Consider the following 22,597-nt stretch of genomic DNA (forward strand, 5'->3'; position numbering starts at 1 on the left):
TCTCGGGCGGAGGGAACATTCCCTCTTGCCGGAGCGGCTCAATTTCGTAAACTTTAAACGTCGATAGGACTTCATTTGATCAGACTGGTAAGTGATGACACGGCCGAAGGTCAACGCGTCGATCAATGGCTGGCAAAGAATTGTCCGGAAATGTCGCGTTCGCGTCTTCAGTCGCTCATCCGCGAAGGGCAGTTGAAAATAAATCAACTTGTTATACGCGAACCGAAAACGCGGCTGAAAACCGGCGATTCGATTGAGGTTTCTTTGCCGGAACCCGTTGCTGCACAACCCGAAGGGGAAGCAATAGACCTTGATATTCTCTATGAAGATGATGATCTTATAGTTATCAACAAACCGGCAGGCCTTGTTGTCCATCCCGGCAATGGCAACGAGACAGGAACACTGGTTAACGCTCTAATCTACCACTGCGGTTCATCGCTTTCGGGCATCGGGGGTGTCAAACGTCCAGGAATCGTGCACCGCCTCGACAAGGATACAAGCGGTGTTATGGTTGTTGCCAAAAATGACCATGCCCATAATGTTTTAAGCCGACAATTTGCTGATCATGGCCGGCAAGGCCCTCTCGAACGCAGCTATCAGGCTGTTGTGTGGGGCGCTTTGTCACAAAAGGCCGGTGTCGTTGACACCTATCTCGGACGTTCCTCACGGGATCGTATAAAAAGAGCCGTTGTTTCGCCCACCCAGATGGATGCCCGCCACGCAATAACACATTATCAATTATTGGAGTCTTTCGGGAAAACAAATGAAAAGGAAGCGATTGCAAGTCTGATTGAATGCCGATTGGAAACAGGACGTACACACCAGATCCGTGTGCATATGGCTCACATCGGCCACCCGCTTGTCGGCGATCAGGTTTATGGCAGTGCTTTCAAGACAAAAGCCAATATGTTGCCGGATGACTTGAAAACAACCGTCGCTCTTTTCCCGCGTCAAGCGCTCCATGCTGCGACACTTGTCTTCAAACATCCATCTACCGGAAAAATCATGAGCTTTACGAGCAGCCTGCCAACTGATATGCTCGAACTTATCGGGGCATTTCGGAAATTTAGGTGAAACTATTCTGGCTTTGGCGGGTTTGTTTGATTGAACGTCAACCGGACATCCGCATATTTCTTAAAAAGGCCATATAGACGGTGTAACGTGCTTGTTACATCCTGATCGAAAAAGGATATTTTTCGTTTTCGCCTATAATGGGAGAACGCGCTAAAGGAGGGTGCTTTATGGCCCAGACAAATTTACCATCAGTTGCTAACGGTGATGGGGGACTTACCCGCTATCTGGAAGAGATACGCCGGTTTCCTATGCTGGAGCCACAGGAAGAATATATGCTTGCAAAACGTTATCGCGAGCATGACGACCCGAAGGCAGCTCATAAACTCGTTACCAGTCATTTAAGACTCGTTGCAAAAATTGCAATGGGCTATCGTGGCTATGGTCTGCCAATCGGCGAAGTTATCTCCGAGGGCAATGTCGGACTGATGCAGGCTGTCAAACGTTTTGAACCGGAACGCGGCTTCAGGCTTGCAACTTATGCCATGTGGTGGATTAAAGCCTCTATTCAGGAATATGTTTTGCGTTCGTGGAGCCTTGTAAAAATGGGCACCACGGCCAATCAGAAGCGCCTGTTTTTTAATTTGAGAAAAGTCAAAAGCAAGATTCAAGCTTTGGATGACGGCGACCTTAACCCCGAACAGGTCAAGGAAATTGCGACCCGTCTTAATGTCAGCGAAGATGATGTCATTTCGATGAACCGGCGCTTGTCAGGCGACACATCACTCAATGCGCCAATCCGTGCGAGTGAAGGTGAAAGCGGAGAATGGCAGGATTGGCTCGTCGATGATTCAAGCAGTCAGGAACAATTGCTGATTGAAGAAGACGAACTCGAAAACCGCCGTGCCATGCTCGAAAAAGCAATGGAAGGTCTCAATGATCGCGAGAAACGGATTTTTAAAGCCCGTCGTTTGTCGGACGATCCGGTCACGCTTGAAGAACTTTCGACAGAATTTGGCATTAGCCGTGAACGCGTTCGGCAAATTGAAGTACGCGCTTTTGAAAAAGTGCAGAACGCTGTGAGAGCTGAAGCTATTGCGCAAAAACATGCTCTGCTACCAACCACGCCAAAAAAACTCGCACCTGCGGCAAACAAATAAACATAACCGGAAAGCATTCCGGTTATTGTCGACAGTTGATTGCACAACGCGAAATTTTGTTGGTTAAGCAGTAAAAATTTCCGACGAAACAAAAAAATGAATTCTTGCGCCCCCCACAAAAAATAAAATCAAAAGGCTCGAAAGAGCCTTTTTCTGTTTTTCATATTAGATTTTGGCTTCTAAAAATTTCACTCAAGAAAGCAGCCTGATAGGAACGTCTGGTTCTTTTACGAAGTTTCCGGAAAACTTGAAAATACCGTTCTCTATTCAACGCGTTTTGCTATCCCTTGCCTATCGGCAAGGCTTTTCTGCCGACCTTCTTTTTAATGAGGTATCAGGAGCTTGATCGACGCCCATTCCGGCATTCGGTTATTTTTTGTTGGACTGCGAGCAAAAATTTTGGTCAGGCAGCTTTTTAACTGCTACCGTTTTTCCTGCACCCATTTTCCCCCTACACCTTGCAAAGTGTATGAAAAAGGCAATCGCCGATGAGCTTTATTACACGGTTGTTCTTGCGAGATACTGCACTTCACAACCCCGCTCTTTTCCCGAAGCATTAGTAACCAATGCAAACAAATCCAACTGCGTTAGTTCGCATTCGGCAAGCCGTTTTCAAGTGATCAAACGGCTATTCGGTGTCTTCTTCACCGGCATCGCCAGATTGATCATCATTGGTAGAATTTTGCCCGCCGCTCTCTGGTGCTTCCGTTGCATTTGTGGGGCTTACAGAATTTACGTCCGCACTATCGCCACTTTGTCCGCCGTTTTCCGGATTATCTTGCGGCAAGGCATTATTATTTTCCACATTATCACCAGAAGGAACAGATGCATTTTCTTTGTCTGAAGTCTGCTTCTGGTTATAAAGAGTGGGTTTATTGTTCTGGTTCAGCCAGCTATCAATAACCTGATTGAACACAGCTTCCCCATTTGGCCCTTTTGAAAAAGTAAGTTCCGAAACCCGTTTGTTTTTATCGGTAATGACAAGCCGGATCCATCCCAATTGTTTCATAAGTTGTAAATTGCGATCACGGAACGGATTTGCTCCACTTAATGCAAAGAGGAAGAAATCATCATCGATTTTTGCTTCGACAGTACCTGTTAGCTGTTGACCGGGCGCCTGTTCACTGTCCTTGAATGTTAGTTCGTGCACATTATCAATTGCCTTGCCTTCAAAATCATCCGGAACGATAAATATCGCCTCGATGAGATAGGCGGCAGGTAAAGATGGATCTGTGTTCCGCCTAAGTGTCAACCTCAAAGAAAGCTTCTCGTCGGGAATTGTCACATTGCCGCGCACTGCAATTTCTTCCCGACCTTGCGAATTGGCTTTGTCTTTGACAATCGACCATTGAACGGTACCGGTCTCTACTTTTTCATCCTGTTGATCGGTACGGGCTTGATAAAAGGTCGCTTCGCCGGGTTGTTCCTGCGGCGTTGTTGCGTCTATTGTTCCGGCCGATGTTGACGTTCCCTCGCCGGGCTTCATCGGGCTTTGCGCCGGCCCTTCGTCAACCTCGCTACCGTCAGCCAGCAAACGCTGGGTGAATTTTTCTTTCGGCAGCTCGCTTGTGTTCGTATTTCCGGCGACATGTTGTTCCGCATCATGCGACTTGTTCCGGCCTGAAAGGAATGACCAGGCTGTCAAAAGAACGCCAACAACAACAATAATCACCACAGCACTTGATAAGCCGATGACAATTGCCTTCTTTCGTGCTGCACGCCTTTCTGTGCGCCGCGCGGCTTGTACAAATATATCGGAAACAATATCATAATCACCGTTTTGCTGATTATTGCCCAAAGCCTTTGCTGACTGGAGTTCTTGCTCGGCCTTTTCTTTTTCAGCCTCTTTTTCGGCAGCTATAATATCTTCCATATTGACCGGCTCGGCATCCGGTACTTGTTGATGGAGACTGGAATGAGCCGCCTCTTTGTCCCCTTTTTCTAACTTTTGTTCCCCTTCATCAATCGTTGAAGGCGGTGTCTTGTCGTGATCAAAAACCGACTGGCGAGAAAAAGCAGGTGCTCCTTCACGGAGATCACCATTTTTATCTTCGTTTCCGACCGGATGACCGGAAGTTTGATGATTATTCCTTTCAAAATTCTGTGTCCGTCCGATTTCAACGGCGGCAGATGAACTCGTCTCCGGTTTTAAAGCAGTTTGTTCGGCAGTCTTATTCGAAGCTTCACCATCAAGCCTGTCAGGATTATCAGCCGTGTTTCCGGCGGGAAATATTGGCGCGGTTGATGGGGCAACCTTTTCAGAAGCGTTTAAACCGGATTCCCCGAATTCCGATTTTCCTATTCCGGATTCCTCTATTTTAGGCTCCGGCTCATGTCTTGAAAGTTTGTCCGATGATGAAACCGGATTAAGCTCAAGTGAAGATTGCGCTTCCGGCTTTTTGACCAGAATATTTGAAAGAAGTTCCTGTTCGACAGCGACATAATCGGCTTCAACACTTTTGATAGCGTCATCAAGTGCCTGAAGCTGAGCTTCGGCTACAGTTGGGGAAACACCGGTTTCGGCAAGTTTCCGCACAACAGTTTCACGAGCACGGGCATAAACCCGCGCCCGCAAATCCGGTGTCGGATTTTCCTGAGCATCAATTGTTTTTTTTAACAAACCTGCGAAATTCGCCATCGGCTTTTGCTTTCTCACATCCTTAACAACCAGTAGGCAAGTTGTTTTCTAAGTTGCTTCGGATTGTTGACCGATATTGTTTGTAACAACACTATCCGGTAAATTCATTTTCCAAGCCTGGAATAAATATAGTCTTGGAAAACAATCGTCAAATCCGGACTAATCTTCGAACTTCGGAAGCATTGCACAAACTTTTACCTGTCTTCAAACGGATCGGTAACAAGAATTGTATCCTGACGTTCCGGACTTGTTGACAAAAGCGCAACCGGTGCGCCGATCAATTCTTCAATATGGCGGACATATTTGACCGCTTTGGCAGGCAACTCCGCCCAGCTTCTTGCGCCGGCAGTGGTTTCTTTCCAGCCTTCCATGGTTTCATAAATTGGTTTCAAACGCGCCTGCGCTCCCATTGAAGAGGGCATATAATCAATCTTTTTGCCGTCGAGCTCATAGGCGACACAAATCTTGATTTCATCCAGTCCGTCAAGAACGTCAAGCTTGGTAAGTGCGATACCGTTAATGCCACAAACAGCAATCATCTGACGCAACAATACCGCATCAAGCCAGCCACAACGGCGCTTACGTCCGGTGACGACACCATATTCATGTCCGTGTGTTCCAAGATATTCACCCGCTTCATTATTCTGTTCGGTCGGAAACGGGCCTTCGCCAACGCGCGTGGTATAGGCCTTGGCAATACCGAGAACATAGTTGATTGCTCCCGGCCCCATGCCCGAACCGGTTGCGGCCTGACCTGCAATCGTATTGGATGAAGTCACATAAGGATATGTACCGAAATCATTATCGAGAAGCGCACCTTGCGCACCTTCAAAAAGAATTCGTGAACCGGCACGGCGTTGCTCATCAAGCAATTTCCATGTGCGGTCCATAAAGGGAAGAATATCGCCCGCCACTTCCATCAGCTCGTCATAAAGTGTTTTTGGATCAATCTCCGGTTTTCCCATGCCGCGACGAAGCGGATTGTGGTGGGCAAGCAACCGTTCGATCTTTTTCATCAAAGTATCGGGTTCGGCGAGATCCATCACACGAATTGAACGGCGGCCGACTTTGTCTTCATAGGCAGGCCCTATGCCGCGCTTGGTTGTACCGATTTTAAGACTTGATGTGGCGTCTTCTCGTGCGGCGTCAAGATCACGGTGGAGAGAAAGAATAAGCGGTGCATTTTCTGCAATACGCAGATTTTCCGGTGTAATTTTAATCCCTTGTCCGCGAAGTTTTTTCAACTCTTCCACAAAGTGATGCGGGTCAACAACAACACCATTGCCGATAATTGACAATTTGCCACGCACAACCCCCGACGGAAACAGCGACAATTTATAGCTTGTTCCATCAATAACCAATGTATGACCGGCATTATGCCCGCCCTGATAACGCACCACTACATCTGCACGTTCGGATAACCAGTCAACAATCTTGCCTTTCCCCTCGTCACCCCATTGTGCACCGACAACCACTACATTGGCCATAATATTCTCCGTCCAATTTGAAGGTTTTCCAACCTTCTTTCCGCAATAAACGAGTTTCTTATACCGGACTCTCCTGTCGAGTGCGACTCCTCTTTTGCGCTTTTACGCCAAAAAAATTGCGAATTTTCCCGATCAAAGTCAATTTCCCGACATAACATAAAAGACCAAAACCGGTTAAAAACATAGAAGACCATAACCGGATGAAATCCAAAACCGTGTTTTTAATGAACATGTTGGTGAAAAATTCTTTTTCTCACTCGCTATATTTTAAAAGCAATCGGGACAGTTGGTTCAATCCCGCCATATTCATAACGGCGGTGGTTATATCCCTAACCAGAAGATGTCATTATAACTGCCGAAAGATCCCTTTATTCCTATTGAAAGGCGTTGTTATCCCTATCGAAAAGTGGTGCTATTTCTACCGGAAGATATTTTTATCCATACCAAAAACTGTCCTTGGCTTCCGGCCAATTTCCCTAACCGGTTCATTTTTCTAGCCGACCTGTTCATAGTCGAGGAGCGTCAAAGCAAAAAACCAAGTCTATCAACTGGCCGAAACAAGACCATCAAACCGTTTTTATTATTAAAATTCTGCAATAATCTTGATATTTTTTAAATCGATTTAATTAAATGTCGGATATAAACTCAAGTGATTCTCCATTCACCGGATCAAAAGAGGTCAATCAGCTTCGGAACTTGCACTTTATTGCCGGAAAACACATTTTCCGGACTGCAAAAGGCCTTTAATCACATAAAAATTTTTAAATTATTCAACAATTTTCTCGTTTTGTGCAGAGGCTGGATGTGAAACATAACGAGTTGATAATAAACGTTAATTTTTCATTTTTACGTATTTTCATAAAACGAATATTGGAAATTTTTTTGAGAATAATTTTTTCTAAAAAACAGGTTGAAAAAACAAATTTTTAAAAATTCTATCTTTTTAATTTAATTTTTAAGATAAAAAAAACCTTTAAAAACAATATGTTAGATAACATCTACGATTTTGTTGTTTTAGTCACAAAGCCTGATTATCGACATTAGTCGACTTAACAGTATTGTCTTTTCCGTATTAACCATTTATTCGAGAACTGTTGTGGATTGTTCAATAATCATCTTCATTGAACTCACCATAAAAACATAACGTGTTACTGGTCACTAATCGGATCACATTGTCATTGGAATGTAACATCTGTGCAACGTTTTCCTGTCCATCTGGTGGGGGCTTTGGCTGCTTGAACATGAGACGCTTTGGTTTTTCAGGTTGCGTTCTGTCGATATCTATGGGAGGCAGTTCATGCTAAACATTTTTAAACACGCGCCAAACAAACCGCGTGTCCCTGAAGCGGAAATCGACCCGCTTTATCGTCGTCTGCGTTGGCAGATTTTCTTCGGGATATTCTTCGGTTACGCAGCCTACTATCTCGTACGTAAAAACTTTGCTCTGGCCATGCCTTCTCTGGTCGAACAAGGCTTTACCCGTGGTGATCTGGGTTTTGCCTTGTCGGCTGTTTCTGTAGCTTATGGCATTTCAAAATTTATTATGGGGGCAGTCTCGGACCGCTCCAATCCGCGCGTTTTCCTGCCCGTCGGTTTGATTCTCGCGTCAGTTGTCATGCTGATCATGGGCTTTGTTCCGTGGGCTACTTCGAGCATTGCCGTCATGTTCGTGTTGCTTTTCATTTGTGGCTGGTTTCAGGGAATGGGTTGGCCTCCCTGCGGGCGCACAATGGTGCACTGGTGGTCGCAAAAAGAACGTGGCGGTATCGTTTCTTTGTGGAACTGCGCCCATAATGTCGGCGGTGGTCTTCCTCCAATCCTCTTTATGCTTGGTATGGCCTGGTTCAACGATTGGCATGCAGCCTTTTATATGCCGGCTTTTGCTGCCATTCTGGTTGCCATTTTCGCCTTTGCAATGATGCGCGATACACCGCAATCTTGCGGCCTGCCGCCAATTGAAGAATATAAAAACGACTATCCGGAAAACTATTCGGAAAAGAACGAGGTTGAACTCACAACCAAGCAGATTTTTACCCAATATGTTTTGCCGAACAAGCTGCTCTGGTATATCGCTTTTGCCAATGTTTTCGTTTATCTCTTGCGCTATGGCGTTCTCGACTGGTCGCCGACTTACCTGAAAGAAGTCAAACACTTTGCAGTCGACCAATCGTCCTGGGCTTATTTCTTCTATGAATATGCAGGCATTCCCGGCACACTTCTTTGCGGCTGGATGTCCGATAAGGTCTTCCACGGCAACCGTGGTGCAACCGGTGTTTTCTTCATGACATTGGTGACCATTGCCACCATTATTTACTGGCTCAACCCTGAAGGCCACCCCAATATCGACATGATCTGCATGATCGTTATCGGCTTTTTGATTTATGGGCCTGTTATGTTGATCGGTCTTCATGCTCTCGAATTGGCACCGAAGAAAGCGGCTGGCACTGCTGCAGGTTTCACCGGCCTTTTCGGTTACCTTGGTGGTTCGGTTGCTGCTAGCGCGATCGTTGGTTATACGGTCGACTATTTCGGCTGGAACGGTGGTTTCCTTCTCATGATCGGTGGCGGTGTCATCGCTGTCATCCTTCTTGCTATCGAAATGATTGGCGAACGCAATCAACATGCTAAAGAGCAAGCAAACTGATCGGCGTTCCATCCGATAAAGTGACGCCAATCACAAAAGAAGACGTTTTTTAAAGAAGACGTCTTTCACAGAAAAAAGTGTTTTGTAAAAACACTCTTTAAACTTGTTGCTGACGAGATTGGTGCTGAAGGGTTCAACCTTCAGCACCACCGCCAATAACGATGGCAATGACAAAGTTGTTATTGTTCAGCGACTTCCCAGATAAAGCAGTTAGCTATCTTCATCCGTGATATTCATAAAAGTTGAGCTTTTCCGTAAAACTATTGGAAATCCTACTCCTTTAAAGAGCCTTTTAGGCTCACCCGAATGATTTGAGACGCATATCCCGTCTGTTTTTCATTTGCTTCATTCCATCCGCGTTTCATCCGGCTCTGCCCCGCCGGAAAACTGTTGCTACAAAGCTGATGGAGCCTTGGATAAATCACTGGAACTCACCCTAACATCAAAGCTGAAATTGATCATTGAACGGATGCGCGAACTTTTATCCTTTTCAAAATATTGCATATGAAAAGGCCATCTTCCTCATATCAAAGGACGTGGATTTTTCAGATATAAGCGCCTGATTGCATCAGCCGCCTTATAGGCAAGAGCACCAACAGTTCCGGTCGGATTATAACCGGGATTTTGCGGAAAAGCCGAAGCGCCGACAACAAACAGATTATGCACATCCCAATTTTGAAGATATTTATTGACGCTGCTATTTTCCGGATCGGCTCCCATTATAAAGCCGCCGACAACGTGGGAAGATTGGTATGGTGCCGAATTCCAATGTCCTTTTGATGGCTGTTGAACAATCTGATCAGGCCCCATGGCCTTTGCAATTTCTGCAACTTTTTCGGTGCAATAAAGCGCCATTTTGCGTTCATTGTCGGTGTAATCATAAGTTATACGCAAAAGTGGCCGTCCGTGCGGATCCTTATATGTCGGATCAAGCGACAGATAATTTGCCGGTGACGAATAATTCGATGCTTCACAACCGATCGACATTGTGGACAGATAATGTTTCACCGTGGCAGCTTTCCATGTTTTCCCCCATCTTGGCGTATCGGGAGGAACCGGCCGGAACGCGATGGGAGCGGCGCCAATCGGCGTTACACGAATACTGCCACCGCCAAAAAAGCCAAGCCCCGAATGGTCAAAATTGTCATTATTGAAATCGTCAATGCCCATGCCGACAGCACCTGCACCAATGAAGGGATTGAAAATCGTTTTGTCGTTGAAAAACAATTGAACATTATTGGCCGTCTGGTACGCATAATTGCGGCCGGTTGTACCGCTCCGGTCTATCGGGTTATAAGCCTTACCAACGCCTGAAAGCAGCATAAGGCGCACATTTTCAAGTGTGAACGCCGAGACCACCACAATATCGGCCGGCTGCTCATATTCTATTCCATCTTCATCGATAAAGCGGATTCCTGTTGCGCGCTTTCCGTTGCTATCGAGCATGACCTGCAAGACCTCGCTATTTACCCTCGCCGTGAAGTTTTTCTTCCGCATCAATGCGGGGATGACACAGGTGAGCGCGCTTGCTTTCGAATAATTTGCGCAACCGTAATTTGTACAAAAGCCACAAAATGTACAAGGCGCCAAACTTACTCCAAGCTCGTTTGTATAGGCTTGCGAGAGAAGCGAAGAGGGAACAGGAAAAGAGTTATATCCCATTTTTTCGGCTGTTTTTGCAAACAATGCCGGCCCATAAGGCTGATCCATCGGAGGAGTTGGGTAGTCGCTTGAACGTGGCCCCTCGAACATATTGCCACCACGAATTTTTTTACCCCCGATATTTCCAGCTTTTCCCGAGGTTCCACAAAGTTTTTCAAACCTGTCATAGAAGGGTTCCATCTCTTGCCAATCGGTTCCCCAGTCCTGCAAAGAAAGAAAATCCGGAATAGCACCTTTGCCATATCGTTCTTCAAGATGACTTCTCAAACGAAATTCTTCCGGCTGAAAACGGAATGTAATTCCCGCCCAGTGAAGACCTGCGCCGCCAATGCCATTGCCGGGATGAAACGACCCCCAATGGCGCATGGGCAAAGCCGTTTCAGAAACGTTATTCCTCACAGTCACAGCACTTTGGCGCGGCTCCACCATCAATTCCTGACGGTCGTTATAACGCAATTCATCGGGAACTGTCGTTATGTTGAAATCGCGTGCGGTATCACGCCATGGCCCCCGCTCGAAACCGACAACGCTCAAGCCCTCATCAGCCAACTCGTTGGCGATAATAGCACCCGCCCAGCCAAGACCGACTATAACTGCATCGACTTCAGGCAATTTTTGCGCCATGTCTTAACCCCTTCCCCGTTTAATCCGGTAATTTGGCAATACTCACCGGTTCAATTTCAAGCTTTTGGTTATGTTGATGAATAAAGGCGCGATAATCGTAACGCGCACCCGGAAACCCCAACATTTTCCAACTGACCATGTTTTTATTTCCCCCATAAATCGGATCGGCGAAAAAACCTTCCATGGTGTTTTGCAACACGATTTCAAAAAATGATTTCGCATCTATTCCCTGAAAGGCGATATTGCCTTCTTCCATGTCGTGCAAAACACGGTCACGTTGTTCGGGGGGCAAGGCGATAAATGACTGACCGAACTTGCTTGCGCAATATTCACTCAACGCTTTCAACCCCAAGCGGTAACGCTCACGCGGTGTCAACGAAGATTGGTCTCCTTGCTGGGGAGTGCCTTCCATGAAGGGAGCTGCCATATAATATTTTGCAAAATCGCCATATTTACCGGCAAGTTGCCTATCGATAAATTCGACACAGCCCGCTTCTTTTCCGCTAATACTTAAAGCATCAGCCGGTATCAACTGCTCGACAATTGCTCCGAGAAGTTCGACTTCATCTTGTCTCAGGAAATACCATTTTCCGGCCGGAAAAACCTCCGGCATACTGACATCGCCGGCAATCCAGTCTGGCACCGCGTTTACCACTGAAGCAAAGCTCGGAATGGTTGGTGTGAACGTCAAAAATGCTGCACCAGCCATCAAAAAATGTCGGCGAGAAAATCGGGCGGCACTGTTTTTCATGCTCTTTTCCTTTACGAGAATGCGATGACGAAATTGATCATTTATTCACCCGTCACCACGGATTTTCTTGCGGGCTTCGAAAACCACATCTTTTCCAATCGGCGCGGCACTGTTGCCCCAACTATTTCTGATATAATTGAGCACCGCCGCGATATCTTCATCCGACAAACTATTGCGAAAACTCGGCATGGTAGGCGCCGTCGGGTGCTTTTCTGTCGCGGTAGCGCGGTTGCCATTCAAAACCGCCATAACGGGATTTGTTAAATTCCGCACATCTATACTGCTTGGTTTTAAAAAAGCCGGTGCGATATTTTTCGTTCCTTCACCTTGAACGCCGTGACAGGCACTGCAATGAGCGCTGAATATCAAAGCCCCTTTTTGAAGTTCCGGACTGTCCGGCGCCATTGCTTTTTTTACGCCTATCTCTCCGGAGCCGGAAATGGATTGAAGGTAGGTAGAAATTGCCTGCAAATCTTTTTCATCCACATGCTGGAGCGAATTGCTGACAGCTGCGCCCATCGGACCGGTGGCAAATGCATGGGCATTATTACCCGTTTTAAGATATTGAACGACTTCCTCGTTTTTCCATGCTCCAATACCATTCGCGCTATCGGAGGTTATCTCCGGCGCGTACCAGCCTTGCAGCACTGCTCCCTGATAAAGCTTATCTAATTTATCGGCACCAAATGTATTTTTCGGTGTGTGGCACATGCCGCAATGGCCCAAACCTTCAACAAGATATGCCCCTCTGTTCCATTCATCTGTTTGTTGACGATCCGGAACAAAGCCATCCTTTTTAAAAAACAAGGTGTTCCATCCGATAACGAGAAAACGGATATTGAAAGGAAATTTAAGCTCATTTTTCGGCAATGAAGCTTTAACGGGCGGTAGGGTGAAAAGATAGGCTTTGATTGCCAGAATATCCTCATTGCTCACTTGCGCAAAATTCGGATAAGGCATTGCCGGATAGAGGAATTTTCCTGCTTTCGACCGGCCATATTTGACGGCATTGATGAAATCCTGATCGCTCCAATCGCCGATGCCGGTTTGCCGGTCCGGCGTGATATTACCGGCAGTAATTTTCCCAAACGGGGTGAGCAGCGGCTCACCCCCTGAAAAATCCGCTTTGCCTTTTTTACTGTGACAAGCGACACAATCGCCAACGCGGGCAAGATAAGCACCACGTTCGATTTCAGTTCTTTTTATTCCGGATAAAGAAGGGGGAGCAACGCCATCAATTGCTGGCCTCAAATTAATATAACCGACAATGGATAAAGCTATGAAAATAAATAATATTGCTGCAAACAGGAAATAGCGTTTCATAAACAATAACCTTTCCCGCTGCTACAATTTTTAGTCGAGATTTCTTACATCAACCGTATAACTTCCGATAAAAGACGCTCTGAAAGCGAATTTTCTTTTATTTTCTCTCCATCATGGAATTAGATAATTTTACTCTTCAAAAAATCAAATATTTTATCCAAAATGCTGCCAATGCATGCCGTTCCGTGTTTGAACTCATCAGTTTTTCTTTGTTATCGAGCGAGAGGCCGCAATTTGTAACGACCAATCATTTTCTGCATAAAGAAAACTCAAAGAATGAATAGACAAGCTTTATGGAATTTTGAAATTTTCGGGTAATTGATTATTTTCGTTTCAAAATATAATCAGAATTTCAAATTTAAAAATACAAAATAAAACCTGAAAAATGAACTTGGATGATCAGAAAGAGGAGACAAGGCCGATAAAGCGGAAAACCGGCAGCACCCAAATTTTTAGCGTTGAAACACCATGTAACGGGCATCTTCGCTATAAGTCAGCAGTTTCTGTTTCAACATTTCTGAAACTTCCGCCAATTTAAACCCGTTCTTTTGCCAAAAGACTTGTGACCCATGAACAGCAACAAGGGAAAGTGTTCCGAATTTTTCCCGCTCAGCGACAGCGACCAGAAGTTCAACCGCTTTTTTGCCATTTCCCCCGCCTTGCGCTTCAGGCAATAAAGCAAGGTCGTGAATATAGAGCGTATCGCATTTTTCCGGAAGTTTATGAAGCAGGCGATCAAGAGCAGGAATGGAATTCAATTTGTATGGATGGGCTAGGCAATAACCGAAAACGCTAGCCGTGCTTGATTCATTATCGGATAATATAAAGCAGGACAAAGGAGAAAGATTAAACTTTTCTTCAAGCACAGCATCCTCTTCCGGAAAATCCGGATGACAAAGTGAAGCGATCCGGCAGACATCTGCCAGATCGCTTTCTTTCATTAAACGCCAATATTTCACGGTTCAATCAACCGTTTGCAACATCGAATTCCAAAGGTTGCGTGTGTTTAATACCCTTTATCTTGCGCAATTCATCAAGCACTTTATCGGGAATGCGTGCGTCAAGGTAAAGAAGCGCGATTGCATCTCCACCCGGTTCATTACGTCCCAAAGCGAAGTTTGCGATATTCACGCCGGATTTCCCGCAAATTGTACCGATTGTACCGATAATTCCCGGTGTGTCGGTGTTGGTGATATAAAGCATATGCGGGCCGACCTCGGCATCAAGATTGATACCCTTGATCTGGATAAAGCGCGGCTTGCCGTCAACAAAGCAGGTTCCGGCAATGGAGCGTGTGCGCTTCGATGTTTTGACAGTCAGTTTGATATAGCCGTCAAAAATACCGGATTTATCGCGCTTGACCTCGGAAAGAATAATACCACGCTCTTTAACGAGAACCGGTGCCGATACCATGTTGACATCGGCAAGTTGCGGGCGGATGAGACCGGCCAATGCGGCACTGATGAGCGCGCGCGTATTCATGGCAGCGGTTGAACCATCAAACAGAATTTCGACTTCCTTGATGTCTTCCTCGGTCGATTGACCAACAAATGCACCGAGAACTTCGGCAAGTTTGACAAACGGCTTCAAGCGCGGTGCTTCTTCTGCCGTAATCGACGGCATATTGATTGCATTGCTAACGGCACCGTTGATGAGATAATCCGACATTTGTTCGGCAACCTGAATGGCAACGTTTTCCTGCGCCTCGGTTGTCGACGCACCAAGGTGCGGTGTGCAAACGACATTATCAAGGCTAAAGAGCGGATCATCGGCAGCTGGTGGCTCGACTTCATAGACATCAACCGCAGCACCTGCAATTTTGCCCGACTTCAAAGCGTCGACGAGGTCTTTTTCAACAACCAGCGCACCGCGTGCACAATTGATAAGTCTTACGCCATCCTTCATCTTGGCGATGGTTTCGGCATTGATGATATGACGGGTCTTATCGGTAAGCGGTGTGTGCAATGTGATAAAATCGGCCCGCTTCAACAAATCGTCCAATTCAACCTTTTCAACACCGAGTTCCTTGGCACGGGCGTCCGAAAGGAACGGGTCATAGGCAATGACTTTCATCTTCAATCCGACACCGCGGGTTGCGACAATCGAACCGATATTGCCACAGCCGATAATGCCGAGAGTTTTGCCGGTGATTTCAACACCCATAAAGCGGCTTTTTTCCCATTTGCCCGCCTTGGTCGATTTATCGGCAGCCGGCAATTCACGGGCAACTGCAAACATCAATGCAATGGCATGTTCTGCTGTTGTTATCGAATTGCCGAATGGCGTATTCATAACGATAATACCGCGGCGTGAAGCAGCCGGAATATCAACATTGTCAACACCGATACCGGCACGACCGACAACTTTCAGGTTTTTTGCCGCAGCAATAAGTTTTTCCGTTACTTTGGTTGCCGAACGGATTGCCAGACCATCATATTGGCCAATAACTTCGAGAAGCTTTTCTTTGTCTTTACCGAGTTCCGGTTTGAAATCGACCTCAACGCCGCGATCTTTGAAAATCTGGACAGCAGTCGGGGATAGTTTATCAGATACGAGTACACGAGGTGCCATTATGGCCTCCAAAAATTTTGTAAAAAGGGGGAAAGAGCGGCCTTGAAACAAGCCGCTACAAGGGAATCTTATTTTTTAAAGAGCTGCTTTTTCAGCCTTGAAAGCCCAGTCAAGCCATTCCGTCAATGCCTGAAGATCGGCGGCCTCAATCGTTGCACCAGCCCAGATGCGCAAACCCGACGGTGCATCGCGATAGGCGCCTATGTCATGGGCGACACCGGCTTTTTCCAGACGATTGACAATAGCCTTGGCAAATGCTGCCTGTTTGTCGGCATCGAGTTTAACCACGGCAGGATCAACAATTTTGAAGCAGACGGAAGTGTTCGAGCGGGTTGCCGGATCTGTCGCCAGAAATTCGATCCACGGAGTTTTTTTGACGAATTTGTCCAGAACAGCAAAGTTCTCGTCAGCCCGTTTCATCAAAGTTTTCAGACCACCTATGGACTTTGCCCATTTCAATGCATCAAGGTAATCTTCAACACAAAGCATAGACGGCGTATTGATTGTTGCGCCCTCGAAAATACCTTCATTGAGTTTTCCGCCTTTTGTCATGCGGAAAATTTTTGGCAGAGGCCATGCCGGCGTATAGGTTTCAAGACGCTCTACCGCGCGTGGTCCCAGAATAAGCACACCGTGGGCACCCTCGCCACCCAGCACTTTTTGCCAGGAGAATGTGACAACATCAAGTTTCGAGAAATCGAGATTTTGCGCAAATGCGGCGGATGTCGCGTCGCAAATCGTAAGCCCCTTACGATCAGCCGGAATAAAATCGGCATTGGGAACGCGCACACCCGATGTTGTTCCATTCCATGTGAAAACAACATCACGATCAAAATCGACTTTGGTCAAATCCGGTAATTCACCATAAGGCGCTTCCAACTTGCGCACATCGGTCAATTTCAATTGTTTGACAACATCTGTAACCCAGCCGGAACCGAAGCTTTCCCATGCCAGCATATCAACACCACGTGCTCCAAGGAGCGACCACAGTGCCATTTCAACAGCACCGGTATCGGATGCGGGAACAATGCCGATACGATAATTTGCAGGAACTTCCAGCACTTCGCGGGTGAGGTTGATTGCCTCTGCCAGCTTGGCTTTACCAATTTTTGCACGATGTGAACGGCCAACCGGCGCATTAGCAAGCGCTTCAACCGTCCAACCGGGACGCTTTGCACAGGGACCAGAAGAGAAATTGGGATTGTTCGGGCGCACGCCCGGCTCGTTTAGATTTGTCATAATATTCTACCCTTTCAGATAGCTCGCCTCTCGTTGGGAAGAGGTGGCCCGCTGACGTGATTATCCGAAAGGCGCTTTCAACACAAGTAAAAAAATAGATTATCACAAATTATTTAACCGGAACCACTTTTAGACAGAGTTTTTCGATGTATTGTTGAAGTGTTACTTTTCCTCTCTATTTTATTCAAAGGCGGCCAATCTCCACTTATTGTCTTTAACGCCATCGCAGCGAATGACATTGCACTTGATTTTGAGAAAGAAAGAGAAAGATAATAATTTTCAATATCTTCCCTCTTTACTTCTACAAGTTTTACCGGTTTTCCAAGCGCCGTTTGAAAAGCTGTTGCGACATCTTGAACCGTGTAACGTTCCGGCCCTTCAATATAATGAATGCCAGCCTTTCCACTTTCAACAAGCCCTGTCAGATAATCGGCAATATCGCGGGGAGCGACCATCGGAATGATGGAATGGGAGGGATAAATAGTGGTCAAACATCCTTTTTCGACAATTTCATTGAGAGCCAAATCCCAATTGGACATATAAAAAGCTGCACGAACAATCATTGCTTCCGGATAAATCTCTTTAATCTTTTTCTCCAATAAATAAAGGCTTCCTAAATCTCCGATATGGTCACCTTCCTGAGCGCTATAAGTCGACTGCACAACGACTTTTTCAAGATTCGTGTTTTCGAGCGCGCGTAATCGCAGCAATTGTTTTGCGCTCTTCAAGATCAACATCATGAACAGGATTGGCCGGGGGATTAAGGATATAAACGCCGCTTGCTTCTTTCAAAATCTCATGGAACAAATCGTAGTCGGAAATATCGATTTCCGCGAGTCTGGCACCAAGCTTGACAAGGTTTTCAGCGCGTTTTCCAGAACGGGTGACCACCGTCATATCCCTCCCCGAACGAAGCAGATTTTTTGCGAACTCCGAACCGATATGGCCGGTTGCGCCCATGACGACAAACATGATTCACCTCTCTTTCAAAAACTGTCAGTCTATCGGATAACGATAATCATTCTTGTCGGGAAGAGCTAATAAAACTATGATGAGCTTTAAAACAGGACGGGCACAGAATGAAACGATTGCATTGGAAAAAAAGCTTAAGCCTTATGATTATTCCGCTTTTGTTTTTAAGCGGTTGCCAATCTCACCCCAAGCTCAAATCACCCGATAATATTTACGAGTTCAACACCCGCCCGACAAATGAAGTTGGCATTCCGGCCGATGTCCTGAGGCGTGCCGCCTTTACAGCAGAACGTCGCGGCTATCGTTATTTTACAATCAACGATACATCCGAAGGTGCCCAGACTTCAAAAATGCCGACGATCGGCATCAATTACGGACGCGATCCTTATGGTTTTTCTGACCCCGGTGCGGACAGTACAGGGGGCGGAATTTCAATGGATTTACCATTAAATACGCGTCGCATCCATTGGGTTGTCACCATGATGCATACGCCCGAAGCACAATCGACCAAAGTTTATGATGTAACCGAGGTTATTGCCAAATAGCTGTTTTCAACAAGTTGGTCGCTTCAAGTTCAAGATAAAAATTGCGTTTTATAGAAGAACTGTTGTCATATAAGGTTGAAAGCAACGATAGTTTTACCAAAACGTCGGGACGGCAATAACTTGCAAAATTCATCTTTAAAAAAGATCGTTATGCAGCGCATGAAAGGCAGCGCTTCGTTCAGTACGGTTTATAAAGATCAACGGTCATATTTGGAAAAGCTTTATCAATCCGGTTCATTGAAATTGCGTTTTCCGCTTTATTCCGACAGCCATTTCGAGGCCGTCCAAATCAATACAGCAGGCGGTGTAACCGGCGGCGACAAGCTTTTCTGGGAATGCGAACTCGGTGAAAAAACAAAAGCAACAATTACCACCCAAGCCGCCGAAAAAATATATCGCTCGCTTGATGGTCTTCCGGCCGAGATCAATATTTCGCTAACTTTAAGAAAAAACTCTACATTGTTCTGGCTCCCTCAGGAGACAATTTTTTTCAATCGTGGCGCTCTAAAACGCAAAATCACTGTCGAGATGGAAGAAGGCGCAGCCCTTCTTCTGGTAGAAGCTTTTGTTTTCGGCCGGAAACTCATGGGGGAGAAAGTTGCCAACGGCTTTATTGATGACGAGTGGCAAGTTCGCCTTTGCGATGAGCTTGTCCATTTTGAAGCCTTTAAAATTAATGGCAATATTTTACAGCAATCAACCCGTCCTGCAATTTTTAACGCCAATCAAGCCATTGCCACAATTCTTTACATTGCCAATGATTATGAAGGCAAAGAAGGAGCTGCAAGAGATATTATCGGATTATCCGGAGGGGTATCTGCATGGAATGGCAAGCTTCTTGCTAGGATTATTGAAAAGGACTCCTATTCTTTGAGGAAAAAACTCGTTCCTTTGGTAAAACTGCTAACAAAAGGTGCAGATGTGCCGAAATTTTGGTCAATTTAGCTATGGGTGAATAATGATACTTACCGAAAGAGAAAAGGACAAATTGTTGATCTCGATGGCTGCAATGGTTGCTCGCAAACGACTCGAACGGGGCGTCAAGCTCAATCATCCGGAAGCTATTGCATTGATTAGCGATTTTGTTGTCGAAGGCGCCCGCGATGGCCGGAGCGTTGCCGACCTCATGGAACAAGGTGCTTACGTATTGCGCCGTGATCAGGTCATGGAAGGCATTCCTGAAATGATTGAAGATATTCAGGTCGAAGCAACATTTCCCGACGGTACAAAACTTGTCACTGTCCACCATCCGATACGTTAAGCCCGACATTTGAAAAATATAAAACTATGAAGAGGGGAACTCTCATGAAACTTTTGTCAAGATCGACAGTCATAACGGCTTTGATGATTTTCACATCCACACCGGCTTTTGCCCACCTGACCGGTGTTCCACATGACCATAGCTCTTTTACAAGCGGCTTTTTACATCCGTTAACCGGCTTCGATCATATTCTTGTCATGGTTGCAGTTGGCCTATGGGCAGCTCAACTCGGTGGAAAATCTATCCTCGCGGTTCCGGCAAGTTTTGTTGTGTGTATGGCAATCGGTTTTTGGCTAGCCACAAAAGGCATTGCCTTACCTTATGTCGAACCGGTCATTCTTGCTTCTGTTATTGCAATGGGGCTCTTTGCGGCAATGGCCATTCATCTTCCCATTATGCCCGCCATGCTCGTTGTCGGTGCTTTTGCGGTTTTTCATGGTTATGCACATGGTCTCGAACTTGAAAATTCGGAAGCCTATGCTTACGGAATCGGTTTTTCTATTGCCACAGCATTGCTTCACGGCGTCGGTATTACAATCGGCTTGGGAGCAGGTAAAATTTTTGGCCGGTCAAATGGTGCAACAGCAATCAGAATCGGCGGCGTTGCGACCACTCTTGCAGGACTTTATCTGGCCTTTGCTGCCGCATGAAATCGAATTCCTGCTACCCGTTCTAACAATCGGAAAGAAATATGATGGTTCCCGGAGAAATTATTACAGAGGCAGGCGATATTGAAATGAATGCCGGCCGTAGCGCGATAAAACTCAAAGTCGGCAATAGCGGTGACCGCCCTATTCAAGTGGGGTCGCATTATCATTTTTATGAAGCCAATCCTGCCCTTCAGTTCGACCGCGAAAAAGCCCGTGGAATGCGCCTTGATATTCCAGCCGGTACCGCAGTCCGGTTTGAACCGGGACAGGAAAAAGATGTTTTCCTCATACCGTTAGCGGGAAAACGACGCGTCTTCGGTTTTCGTGCAAAAATTCAGGGGGATCTTTGATGAGCCATAAAATTTCGCGTGCCGCTTATGCGCAAATGTTCGGGCCGACAACAGGTGACCATATCCGCCTTGCCGATACAGACCTTTTCATAACTGTCGAAGATGACAAGACAACTTATGGCGAGGAAGTCAAATTCGGTGGTGGTAAAGTTATCCGCGACGGGATGGGGCAAAGCCAGTATTCACGTGAAAAAGGGGCTATGGATACAGTTATCACCAATGCCCTTATTGTCGATTATACCGGCATCTACAAAGCCGATATCGGTTTGAAAGACGGGCTTATCGAAAAAATAGGTAAATCCGGCAATCCCGATATTCAGCCAGATGTCGACATCATCATTGGTCCTGCAACCGAAATTATTGCAGCGGAGGGGAAAATTGTAACCGCTGGCGGAATTGATTCGCATATCCATTTCATTTGCCCCCAGCAGGTCAACGAAGCACTCTATTCCGGCGTTACAACCATGTTCGGCGGTGGCACAGGGCCTGCACACGGAACGCTTGCCACTACCTGCACACCGGGACCGTGGCATTTGGCGCGCATGATACAGGCGGTAGACAGCTTGCCAATGAATATCGGCCTTGCCGGCAAAGGCAATTCATCTTCCCCTGATGCTTTGATCGAAATGGTCAATGCCGGTGCTTCTTCGCTCAAACTTCATGAAGATTGGGGGTCGACTCCGGCTGCAATCGACAATTGCTTGAGTGTTGCCGATGATTATGATGTGCAGGTGATGATCCACACCGATACCTTGAATGAAGCGGGTTTTGTCGAAGATACTATTGCTGCGTTCAAAGGCCGGACAATCCACGCCTTCCATACAGAAGGTGCGGGCGGGGGCCATGCTCCCGATATTATCCGTGTTTGCGGGTTTGAAAATGTATTGCCTGCCTCCACCAACCCCACGCGCCCCTATACGGAAAACACCATTGCCGAACATCTCGATATGCTCATGGTTTGTCACCACTTGTCGGCAAAAATACCCGAAGATGTTGCCTTTGCCGAAAGCCGCATACGCAAGGAAACAATAGCGGCGGAAGATATTCTGCATGATCTCGGCGCTTTTTCTATTATTGCATCGGATAGTCAGGCAATGGGACGTGTCGGCGAAGTCATCATCCGCACATGGCAGACAGCCGATAAAATGAAAAAACAACGTGGTTATTTGGGCAACGATAGCGGGTTCAACGATAATGAACGCGTGAAACGCTATATCGCAAAATACACAATCAATCCGGCTATTGCACAAGGAATCGGTCACGTCACCGGTTCGATAGAAAGCGGTAAACGTGCCGATATTGTCCTCTGGTCACCAGCCTTTTTCGGAGTAAAACCGGAGATGGTTTTACTTGGCGGGATGATCGCAGCAGCCCCAATGGGGGACCCCAATGCATCGATTGCAACGCCACAACCGGTTCACTTCCGGCCAATGTTCGGCGCTCTCGGAAAGGCTGTCAAACACACATCTCTTACCTTTACCAGCAAAGCCGCTATTGATAATGGACTGGCCGAAAAGCTAGGGCTTGAAAAAGAACTCGTTGCCGTCAAAAACACCCGTACTATTTCCAAAAAATCCATGAAACTCAATTCTGCAACGCCGCATATCGACGTTGACCCTGAAACTTATGAAGTGCGTGCGGATGGTGAATTATTAACCTGCGAACCGGCAAAGATACTTCCTATGGCACAACGCTATTTCCTTTATTGA

19 protein-coding genes are annotated in these 22,597 nt (G+C 46.4%); 9 read left to right on the forward strand and 10 right to left on the reverse strand.

The features are described 5' to 3' along the window. The first annotated feature begins 75 nt into the window (after positions 1-75). Both H3S82_RS10960 and rpoH read left to right on the forward strand, forming a co-directional pair. A complete protein-coding gene (locus H3S82_RS10960; protein WP_198233176.1) occupies positions 76-1,074 on the forward strand; it encodes an RluA family pseudouridine synthase in 999 nt (332 codons plus the stop codon). Positions 1,075-1,241: 167 nt separating this feature from the next. Further along, positions 1,242-2,171 carry an RNA polymerase sigma factor RpoH gene (rpoH, locus tag H3S82_RS10965; protein WP_198225851.1) on the forward strand — a complete coding sequence of 310 codons (930 nt, stop codon included), beginning with the start codon at positions 1,242-1,244 and terminating at the stop codon, positions 2,169-2,171. A gap of 628 nt (positions 2,172-2,799) precedes the next feature. On the opposite strand, the gene H3S82_RS10970 is transcribed toward rpoH, so the two are convergent. Next, on the reverse strand, positions 2,800-4,809 hold the full coding sequence (locus tag H3S82_RS10970; RefSeq protein WP_198233175.1) for a hypothetical protein: 2,010 nt from the start codon (positions 4,807-4,809) through the stop codon (positions 2,800-2,802). Positions 4,810-5,003: 194 nt separating this feature from the next. Then, on the reverse strand, positions 5,004-6,296 hold the full coding sequence (locus H3S82_RS10975; protein ID WP_077972843.1) for an adenylosuccinate synthase: 1,293 nt from the start codon (positions 6,294-6,296) through the stop codon (positions 5,004-5,006). Positions 6,297-7,593: 1,297 nt separating this feature from the next. On the opposite strand from H3S82_RS10975, the gene glpT reads away from it, so the two are divergent. Next, complete coding sequence (glpT, locus tag H3S82_RS10980) at positions 7,594-8,940, forward strand: glycerol-3-phosphate transporter (protein WP_198233174.1); 1,347 nt, start codon at positions 7,594-7,596, stop codon at positions 8,938-8,940. A 522-nt stretch (positions 8,941-9,462) separates the two neighbouring features. On the opposite strand, the gene H3S82_RS10985 is transcribed toward glpT, so the two are convergent. The 8 genes from H3S82_RS10985 to H3S82_RS11020 form a co-directional block, all read right to left on the reverse strand. Further along, positions 9,463-11,226 carry a GMC family oxidoreductase gene (locus H3S82_RS10985; RefSeq protein WP_198233173.1) on the reverse strand — a complete coding sequence of 588 codons (1,764 nt, stop codon included), beginning with the start codon at positions 11,224-11,226 and terminating at the stop codon, positions 9,463-9,465. A 19-nt stretch (positions 11,227-11,245) separates the two neighbouring features. Continuing rightward, a complete protein-coding gene (locus tag H3S82_RS10990; RefSeq protein ID WP_198233172.1) occupies positions 11,246-11,977 on the reverse strand; it encodes a gluconate 2-dehydrogenase subunit 3 family protein in 732 nt (243 codons plus the stop codon). Positions 11,978-12,022: 45 nt separating this feature from the next. Next, the gene (locus H3S82_RS10995; RefSeq protein ID WP_198233171.1) at positions 12,023-13,300 is read right to left on the reverse strand and encodes a cytochrome c; all 1,278 of its coding nucleotides are present in this window, start codon (positions 13,298-13,300) and stop codon (positions 12,023-12,025) included. A gap of 452 nt (positions 13,301-13,752) precedes the next feature. Then, positions 13,753-14,241 (reverse strand): GNAT family N-acetyltransferase, encoded by a 489-nt coding sequence (locus tag H3S82_RS11000; protein WP_198233170.1) that lies wholly within the window; start codon positions 14,239-14,241, stop codon positions 13,753-13,755. Between the two features lie 25 nt (positions 14,242-14,266). Then, positions 14,267-15,871: a phosphoglycerate dehydrogenase gene (gene serA, locus H3S82_RS11005; RefSeq protein WP_198225844.1), complete on the reverse strand. Its 1,605-nt coding sequence runs from the start codon at positions 15,869-15,871 to the stop codon at positions 14,267-14,269. A gap of 75 nt (positions 15,872-15,946) precedes the next feature. After that, positions 15,947-17,110, reverse strand: a complete 1,164-nt coding sequence (locus tag H3S82_RS11010) for a phosphoserine transaminase (RefSeq protein ID WP_198233169.1) — start codon at positions 17,108-17,110, stop codon at positions 15,947-15,949. Between the two features lie 113 nt (positions 17,111-17,223). Then, positions 17,224-17,850 (reverse strand): hypothetical protein, encoded by a 627-nt coding sequence (locus H3S82_RS11015; protein ID WP_198237155.1) that lies wholly within the window; start codon positions 17,848-17,850, stop codon positions 17,224-17,226. Next, positions 17,783-18,082, reverse strand: coding sequence for an NmrA family NAD(P)-binding protein (locus H3S82_RS11020; RefSeq protein ID WP_198233167.1), 300 nt, complete (start codon positions 18,080-18,082; stop codon positions 17,783-17,785). Before H3S82_RS11020 ends, H3S82_RS11015 begins: the two co-directional genes overlap by 68 nt. Positions 18,083-18,189: 107 nt before the next feature. Here H3S82_RS11020 and H3S82_RS11025 point away from each other — a divergent pair, with 107 nt between their 5' ends. From H3S82_RS11025 to ureC, 6 genes are all read left to right on the forward strand, one after another. Then, positions 18,190-18,627 (forward strand): hypothetical protein, encoded by a 438-nt coding sequence (locus H3S82_RS11025; RefSeq protein WP_149867607.1) that lies wholly within the window; start codon positions 18,190-18,192, stop codon positions 18,625-18,627. Positions 18,628-18,777: 150 nt separating this feature from the next. Beyond that, positions 18,778-19,572 (forward strand): urease accessory protein UreD, encoded by a 795-nt coding sequence (locus tag H3S82_RS11030; RefSeq protein WP_198233166.1) that lies wholly within the window; start codon positions 18,778-18,780, stop codon positions 19,570-19,572. A 13-nt stretch (positions 19,573-19,585) separates the two neighbouring features. Next, positions 19,586-19,888: an urease subunit gamma gene (locus H3S82_RS11035; protein WP_078040085.1), complete on the forward strand. Its 303-nt coding sequence runs from the start codon at positions 19,586-19,588 to the stop codon at positions 19,886-19,888. A 44-nt stretch (positions 19,889-19,932) separates the two neighbouring features. Beyond that, positions 19,933-20,538, forward strand: a complete 606-nt coding sequence (locus H3S82_RS11040) for a HupE/UreJ family protein (protein WP_149867483.1) — start codon at positions 19,933-19,935, stop codon at positions 20,536-20,538. A gap of 44 nt (positions 20,539-20,582) precedes the next feature. Next, positions 20,583-20,888, forward strand: coding sequence for an urease subunit beta (locus H3S82_RS11045; RefSeq protein WP_077973645.1), 306 nt, complete (start codon positions 20,583-20,585; stop codon positions 20,886-20,888). Further along, positions 20,888-22,597 carry an urease subunit alpha gene (gene ureC, locus H3S82_RS11050; protein WP_198233165.1) on the forward strand — a complete coding sequence of 570 codons (1,710 nt, stop codon included), beginning with the start codon at positions 20,888-20,890 and terminating at the stop codon, positions 22,595-22,597. The genes H3S82_RS11045 and ureC overlap by 1 nt, the downstream gene beginning before the upstream one ends.

The sequence above is a fragment of the Bartonella sp. M0192 genome (assembly GCF_016102305.1).
Classification (GTDB): domain Bacteria; phylum Pseudomonadota; class Alphaproteobacteria; order Rhizobiales; family Rhizobiaceae; genus Bartonella; species Bartonella apihabitans.

What these genes read in the sequence shown, in the direction of transcription:
- rpoH (WP_198225851.1), top strand. Translation starts at nt 1,242, where the DNA reads ATGGCCCAGACAAATTTACCATCAGTTGCTAACGGTGATGGGGGACTT.
- H3S82_RS10970 (WP_198233175.1), bottom strand. Translation starts at nt 4,809, where the DNA reads ATGGCGAATTTCGCAGGTTTGTTAAAAAAAACAATTGATGCTCAGGAA.
- H3S82_RS10975 (WP_077972843.1), bottom strand. Translation starts at nt 6,296, where the DNA reads ATGGCCAATGTAGTGGTTGTCGGTGCACAATGGGGTGACGAGGGGAAA.
- glpT (WP_198233174.1), top strand. Translation starts at nt 7,594, where the DNA reads ATGCTAAACATTTTTAAACACGCGCCAAACAAACCGCGTGTCCCTGAA.
- H3S82_RS10985 (WP_198233173.1), bottom strand. Translation starts at nt 11,226, where the DNA reads ATGGCGCAAAAATTGCCTGAAGTCGATGCAGTTATAGTCGGTCTTGGC.
- H3S82_RS10990 (WP_198233172.1), bottom strand. Translation starts at nt 11,977, where the DNA reads ATGAAAAACAGTGCCGCCCGATTTTCTCGCCGACATTTTTTGATGGCT.
- H3S82_RS10995 (WP_198233171.1), bottom strand. Translation starts at nt 13,300, where the DNA reads ATGAAACGCTATTTCCTGTTTGCAGCAATATTATTTATTTTCATAGCT.
- H3S82_RS11000 (WP_198233170.1), bottom strand. Translation starts at nt 14,241, where the DNA reads ATGAAAGAAAGCGATCTGGCAGATGTCTGCCGGATCGCTTCACTTTGT.
- serA (WP_198225844.1), bottom strand. Translation starts at nt 15,871, where the DNA reads ATGGCACCTCGTGTACTCGTATCTGATAAACTATCCCCGACTGCTGTC.
- H3S82_RS11010 (WP_198233169.1), bottom strand. Translation starts at nt 17,110, where the DNA reads ATGACAAATCTAAACGAGCCGGGCGTGCGCCCGAACAATCCCAATTTC.
- H3S82_RS11015 (WP_198237155.1), bottom strand. Translation starts at nt 17,850, where the DNA reads ATGATGTTGATCTTGAAGAGCGCAAAACAATTGCTGCGATTACGCGCG.
- H3S82_RS11020 (WP_198233167.1), bottom strand. Translation starts at nt 18,082, where the DNA reads ATGTTTGTCGTCATGGGCGCAACCGGCCATATCGGTTCGGAGTTCGCA.
- H3S82_RS11025 (WP_149867607.1), top strand. Translation starts at nt 18,190, where the DNA reads ATGAAACGATTGCATTGGAAAAAAAGCTTAAGCCTTATGATTATTCCG.
- H3S82_RS11030 (WP_198233166.1), top strand. Translation starts at nt 18,778, where the DNA reads ATGCAGCGCATGAAAGGCAGCGCTTCGTTCAGTACGGTTTATAAAGAT.
- H3S82_RS11035 (WP_078040085.1), top strand. Translation starts at nt 19,586, where the DNA reads ATGATACTTACCGAAAGAGAAAAGGACAAATTGTTGATCTCGATGGCT.
- H3S82_RS11040 (WP_149867483.1), top strand. Translation starts at nt 19,933, where the DNA reads ATGAAACTTTTGTCAAGATCGACAGTCATAACGGCTTTGATGATTTTC.
- H3S82_RS11045 (WP_077973645.1), top strand. Translation starts at nt 20,583, where the DNA reads ATGGTTCCCGGAGAAATTATTACAGAGGCAGGCGATATTGAAATGAAT.
- ureC (WP_198233165.1), top strand. Translation starts at nt 20,888, where the DNA reads ATGAGCCATAAAATTTCGCGTGCCGCTTATGCGCAAATGTTCGGGCCG.